5 protein-coding genes are annotated in these 6,188 nt (G+C 67.7%); 1 reads left to right on the forward strand and 4 read right to left on the reverse strand.

Annotation, left to right across the window (positions count from 1 at the left end; genetic code table 11):
- The 3 genes from BJQ90_RS19405 to leuA form a co-directional block, all read right to left on the reverse strand.
- A partial coding sequence (locus BJQ90_RS19405) for an isoprenyl transferase (protein WP_226761828.1) occupies positions 1-716 on the reverse strand: 716 nt, incomplete at its 3' end.
- Between the two features lie 2 nt (positions 717-718).
- Positions 719-1,474 carry a DNA repair protein RecO gene (recO, locus tag BJQ90_RS19410; RefSeq protein ID WP_226761829.1) on the reverse strand — a complete coding sequence of 252 codons (756 nt, stop codon included), beginning with the start codon at positions 1,472-1,474 and terminating at the stop codon, positions 719-721.
- 92 nt (positions 1,475-1,566) lie between these two features.
- Positions 1,567-3,306, reverse strand: coding sequence for a 2-isopropylmalate synthase (leuA, locus tag BJQ90_RS19415; protein WP_226761830.1), 1,740 nt, complete (start codon positions 3,304-3,306; stop codon positions 1,567-1,569).
- Between the two features lie 252 nt (positions 3,307-3,558).
- Between leuA and BJQ90_RS19420 the strand changes: the two genes are divergently transcribed.
- Complete coding sequence (locus BJQ90_RS19420) at positions 3,559-5,511, forward strand: M13 family metallopeptidase (protein WP_226761831.1); 1,953 nt, start codon at positions 3,559-3,561, stop codon at positions 5,509-5,511.
- A 103-nt stretch (positions 5,512-5,614) separates the two neighbouring features.
- Here the strand turns inward: BJQ90_RS19420 and BJQ90_RS19425 are convergent.
- Positions 5,615-6,188: LytR C-terminal domain-containing protein (locus BJQ90_RS19425; protein WP_226761832.1), on the reverse strand; the 574-nt coding region annotated here is incomplete at its 5' end.

Here is a 6,188-nt window from a genome sequence, read left to right on the forward strand (position 1 = left end):
GTGTCCATAAAGACGAACTCGGCGTAGGCCGACTGCCAGAGCATGAAGTTGGAGAGCCGCTGCTCCCCGGAGCTGCGCAGGAACAGGTCGACGTCCGGCAGGTCCGGCTCGTCGAGGTATTTCTGGATCGTCTTCTCGGTGATGGCGCCCGGCTTGAGCCGTCCCGCTGCGACCTCCTCCGCGATCGCAGACACCGCATCCGCGATCTCGGCGCGACCCCCGTAGTTAACACACATGTTCAAGGTGCAGGTGCTGTTGCCGCGGGTGAAGTCCTCGGCTTCCTCCAGCTCCCGGATCACCGAGCCCCACAGCCTCGGCCGGCGGCCGGACCAGCGGATCCGGACGCCCCACTCATCCAGCTGGTTGCGCTGCCGACGTAGCACGTCCTTGTTAAATCCCATCAGGAAGCGGACCTCCTCGGGTGAGCGGCGCCAGTTTTCCGTGGAGAAGGCGTAGACACTGACATGCTCGATGCCGAGTTCGATCGCTCCGGCCACCACGTCCAGCAGGGCGGGCTCCCCCGCCTTGTGGCCCTCGATCCGCGGCAGGCCGCGCTGGTTGGCCCAGCGCCCGTTGCCGTCCATCACGATCGCGACGTGCCGCGGGATGAACTCCGCCGGGATGGCCGGCGGGACGGCCCCGGAGGGGTGCGGGTACGGGCTCACCACGGGGGTGCTCCGCTGCCGGAGAGGACTCTTCTTCTTACCCAACGCCACAGTTACGTTCGCTCCACATGCTTGAGGGATTTAAGGACACGTTCCAGATGCCACTGCAGGTAGCTGGCCACCAGGCCGGCGGCCTCGCGGCGGTGCACCGGGACGGAGGCGTCCGCCGTCGTCCAGTCCCCGGTCAGCAGTGCGCCGAGCAGCAGGACCGTTTCCGCGGCCGGCGCAGGGGACCCGGGCGGCCGGCAGTCGGCGCAGACCATGCCGCCGAGCGGTGCCGAAAACGCGGTGTGCGGTCCGCGGGCCCCGCACCGGGCGCAGCCGGTGAAGCTCGGCGCCCAGCCGCCGGTGGCGAGGGCGCGCAGCAGGTAGGAATCGAGGATGAGTTCAGGGGTGTGGTCGCCGCGGCTCAGCGATGCCAGAGCGCCGACGAGCAGATTGTATTGTGCGGTGCCCGCTTCGCCGTCGACGTCGGTGAGTTTTTCCGCCGTCTCCGTCATGGCGGCAGCCACGGTGTAGCGGCCGTAGTCCGCGGCGATGTTGCCGCCGTAAGCGCCCTTGGCGACAGCCTGCGTGACCACGTCCAGGGTCCGGCCGGAAATCAGCTGAAGGTCCGCGACCATAAAGGGTTCGAGCCGGGCGCCGAAGCGGCTGCTGGTACGCCGGACACCCTTGGCCACCGCACGGACCTGGCCGTGGTGTTTGGTCAGGATGGTGATGATGCGGTCCGCTTCGCCCAGCTTGTGGGTACGCAGCACGACGCCGTCGTCGCGGTAGGCGCGGGAGGCATAGGAGGAAGGTTGGGCCACGGTTAATCTTCGCACTGTCTATCGGGAAACGCCGCCATTGGGGAAAGCAGCACTGCGCCGCCGGAGGATCCGGCGGCGCAGTGACCGGCTGCTTAGGCGCGGGCGTCCCGGATGGCCCGGTTCACGGCCGAGATGACGGCCTTGAGCGAGGACGTGCTCGTGTTCGCGTCGATCCCGACGCCCCACAGCACGCGTTCCCCCACGGCGCATTCGACGTAGGCCGCCGCGAGGGCGCTGCCGCCTTCGGACAGGGCGTGCTCGCTGTAGTCCAGCACCCGGACATCGACGCCGTCCTCGCGCAGGATGCTCAGCAGGGCAGCGATCGGACCGTTGCCGGTCCCGGTGCGCTGGACCGGGGTGCCGTCGACCTTGAGCGCGGCGTGCAGCGTCATGGAGCCGTCCTCGTCCGTCTCCGTGCTGAACGGGCCGAGGGCGTAGCGTCCCCACTGCGCGTCAGCCGTGCCGGAGGGCAGGTACTCATCCTGGAAAACCTGCCAGAGCTGGGCGCCGCTGACTTCGCCGCCCATGGTGTCGGTCTGCTTCTGGATGACCCCGGAGAACTCGATCTGGGCGCGCCGCGGCAGGTCCAGGTTGTGCTCGTTCTTGAGCAGGTAGGCCACCCCGCCCTTGCCTGACTGCGAGTTGACCCGGATGACGGCCTCGTAGCTGCGGCCGAGGTCCTTCGGGTCGACCGGCAGGTACGGGACCTGCCAGGGGTAGTCGGCGACGTCCTTGCCGGCGGCGGCTGCGTCCTTCTCCAGCGCTTCCAGGCCCTTTTTGATGGCGTCCTGGTGCGAGCCGGAGAACGCGGTAAACACGAGGTCCCCGCCGTACGGTGCGCGCTCGGCCACAGGCAGCTGGTTGCAGTACTCCACGGTGCGGCGTACCTCGTCGATGTCGGAGAAGTCGATCATCGGGTCCACGCCCTGGACGAACATGTTCAGGCCCAGCGTGACCAGGTCCACGTTGCCGGTCCGCTCGCCGTTCCCGAACAGGCAGCCTTCGATCCGGTCGGCGCCGGCCAGGTAGCCCAGCTCCGCGGCCGCCACGCCCGTGCCGCGGTCATTGTGCGGGTGCAGGGACAGGATGATGCCCTCCCGCGGATGCAGGTTCCGGCTCATCCACTCGATGGAGTCGGCGTACACGTTCGGGGTGGCCATTTCCACGGTGGCCGGCAGGTTGATGATGACCTGGCTGTCCGCGGAGGCCTCAAACACGTCGGCGATGGCGTTGCAGACCCGGACGGCGTACTCCAGCTCGGTCCCGGTGAAGGATTCGGGCGAGTACTCGTAGGTGATGTGGGTGTCCTGGAGGGTCTCTTCGTACTTCTTGCACAACCGGGCGCCCTGCAGGGCGATGTCCAGGATGCCGTCTTCGTCCTGGTTGAAGACGACCCGGCGCTGCAGGACCGATGTCGAGTTGTACAGGTGCACGATGGCCTGCTTCGCACCGACCAGGGACTCGTAGGTCCGCTCGATCAGGTGCTCGCGCGCCTGCGTCAACACCTGGATGGTGACGTCGTCCGGGATGTGGCTGCCCTCGATCAGCTGCCGGACGAAGTCGAAGTCCGTCTGCGACGCGGACGGGAACCCGACTTCGATTTCCTTGTAGCCCATCCGGACCAGCAGCTGGAACATCTTCAGCTTGCGTGCCGGGCTCATCGGGTCGATCAGGGCCTGGTTGCCGTCACGCAGATCCACGGCGCACCAGCGCGGGGCCTTGGTGATGACTTTGTCCGGCCAGGTGCGGTCCGGCAGTTCAACCGTGATCAGGTCCTGGAACGGGACGTAGCGGTGGACGGGCATTCCTGAGGATTTCTGTGCGTTTCGCATTACAATCGGGGCCTTTTCTGTGATTCCTGGTGAAAGGGTGGCCGGGCAACACAAACTCCGCAGCGAGGGTGGGCCTTGCGCTAGATCGCGTCTGAGGCCTCGCCGCGGCAGCTAAGAAGAAGCAGTTCTGCGCGCACCTTTTCACAGTAACACGGGTGCGTAAGATGAAGGAGCCATACCTTCGTAACGTCCACCATGCAGACCGGTAACCCGTAACAAGGCTGCGCCGGGCTGCCTCTCAAAGGAGCATCCGTGCCACTTTCGGGGATCGCCCTGTCCAACATCGACTTCTCTGTCCGGCCGCAGGATGACCTGTACCAGCATGTCAACGGCACCTGGCTCAAGAACACCGAGATTCCGGATGACCGGCCCCTGGAGGGGACGTTCACGGCCCTGCGGGACGGCTCGGAACTCGCGGTGAAGGAAATCATCGAGGACGCGGCCGCCCGCGGCGCGGAGTCCACCGGGATCGAGCAGAAGATCGGGGACCTGTACAACAGCTTCATGGACGAGGCCGCGGTGGAAGCCAAGGGCCTGGACCCGATCAGGGCGCGGCTCGACGAAGTGTTCTCCACCGAGTCGGTCGCGGGGCTCGTGGCGCTGGCCGGGCGGCTGTTCCGGGCGGACGTGGGCGGCCTCTTTTACATCTATCCCGCCCCCGACGCCGGGAACCCGGACCGGATCCTGCTGTATACCGGCCAGGGCGGCCTGGGCCTGCCGGACGAGTCGTACTACCGCGAGGAGAAGTTCGCGCCGGTGGTCCAGGCCTACACGGACCACGTGCAGACGGTCCTCAGCCTCGCCGGAGTGGCTGACGCCGAGGGGGCGGCCGGCAGGATCGTGACGCTGGAGACGGCGCTGGCCTCGCACCACTGGGACAAAGTCACCCTGCGGGATCCGCAGAAGACCTACAACCTGAAATCCGCGGATGAGGCGACGCAGCTCTTCCCGCTGCTCACCACCTGGTTCGACGCCGCGGGCATCGCACCGGACAAGCGCACGGAACTTATTGTCAGCACCCCGGACTTCTTCGCCGGGGCGGCGTCGCTGCTGGACTCCGTGCCGCTGAACGTCTGGCAGGAATGGCTTGCCCTGCGCGTCGTGGGGGCCGCCGCACCGTACCTCTCGGCCGCGTTCGTGGACGCGAACTTCGCCTTCTACGGCACGACGCTGAGCGGCACGCCGCGGAACAAGGACCGGTGGAAGCGCGGGGTCGCCGTCGTCGAGGCCGCCCTCGGCGAGGCCGTCGGCCAGATCTACGTTGCCCGGCATTTCCCGGAAACCCACAAGGCGCGCATGGAGTCGCTGGTCGGGAACCTGATCGAGGCGTACCGCGAATCCATCACCGGGCTGGCCTGGATGGGCGAGGAAACCAAGCGTGAGGCGCTCAAGAAGCTCGATTCCTTCCGCGCCAAGATCGGCTACCCGGACAAGTGGATCGACTATTCCGCGGTGGGAATCGACCCCTCGGACCTGCTGGGCAATGTGGAGCGCGCGCACAGCGCCGACGTCGACCGGCACCTCGACGAGGTAGGCAAGCCCGTGGACCGGGAGAAGTGGCTGATGACGCCGCAGACGGTGAACGCGTACTACCACCCGCTGCTCAACGAGATCGTCTTCCCCGCAGCCATCCTGCAGCCGCCGTTCTTCACGGCCGACGCCGACGATGCCGTCAACTACGGCGGCATCGGCGCCGTCATCGGCCACGAAATCGGCCACGGCTTCGACGACCAGGGCTCCCAGTACGATGGCAGCGGCCTGCTCCGCAACTGGTGGACGGAGGATGACCGTACGGCCTTCGAGGCGCTGACGTCCAGGCTGGTGGCCCAGTTCGATGCGCTCTCCCCCACCGCAGCGCCGGGACACAACGTCAACGGCAAACTGACCCTGGGCGAAAACATCGGCGACCTCGGCGGTCTGACCATCGCCTACAAGGCGTACCTGATCAGCCTCGACGGCCAGGACCCGCCGGTGCTGGACGGCCTGACCGGGGTGCAACGCTTCTTCGCCTCCTGGGCCGCCGGCTGGCGGCAGGTGATGCGGAACGAGGAAGCGATCCGCAGGCTCGCCACCGATCCGCATTCGCCCAACGAGTTCCGCACCAACCAGATTGCCAGGAACCTCGACTCCTTCCACGAGGCGTTCGGCACGGCGGAGCAGGATGGCATGTGGATGCCCGCGGCCGAGCGCGTCAGCATCTGGTAGCTGCCCGGGCCGCCGAAAGCCGCCGGCAACCGAGAAGAGCCGGCCGCGGGAAAGTTCCCGCGGCCGGCTCTTCTTCGGATCAAGGGACCCTGGTGAAGGGACCCTACCGGACGATGAGCTCCGGGTTGGCCTGCTGGCAGACGACGTCCCCGGCGGTCTGGTTGACGATGTCCGAGGGCAGTTCCACCGGGGCGTCCCCGCTTGGGGTGCCTCCCACGAGGTCACTGCCCAGGTAGACCTGGACGCCGGCGACTCCGGCGGCCGGCAGCACCTGCGTCGCCGGAATCCCCAGCAGCGCGGCCACGTCGGCGGCGACATCCTCGAACCCCGCAGCGTAGTACACCGCGGTGGCCGTGACCGGCCGGGCGGCCAGCTGCGCGAGCTGGGTGAAACCGCCGGCGGTGAGGGCCTGCATGATCTCCTGGGTCCGCGCCGGGGCGCCGGAACCGTTCGCCACCGTGATGGGCTGCAGCGTCTTGTCGTAGGCGGGCACCGTCTCGCTGGGTGTCGGCTCGGCGCTGGCACTGGCGCTGGCGTCCGGGGAGGCGGAGGGGCTTGGCGTCGCCGTCGGGTCCGTCAGGTCAATGTCCTTGCGCATCGCGGCGAACAGCTGGGACGCTGCGGGCTCCGCCACCTGCAGGCGGTTCGGGTCGCTGGCCGCCGGGACTGTCGGCACC

The sequence above is a fragment of the Arthrobacter sp. SO3 genome, assembly GCF_020532825.1.
GTDB lineage: Bacteria > Actinomycetota > Actinomycetes > Actinomycetales > Micrococcaceae > Arthrobacter.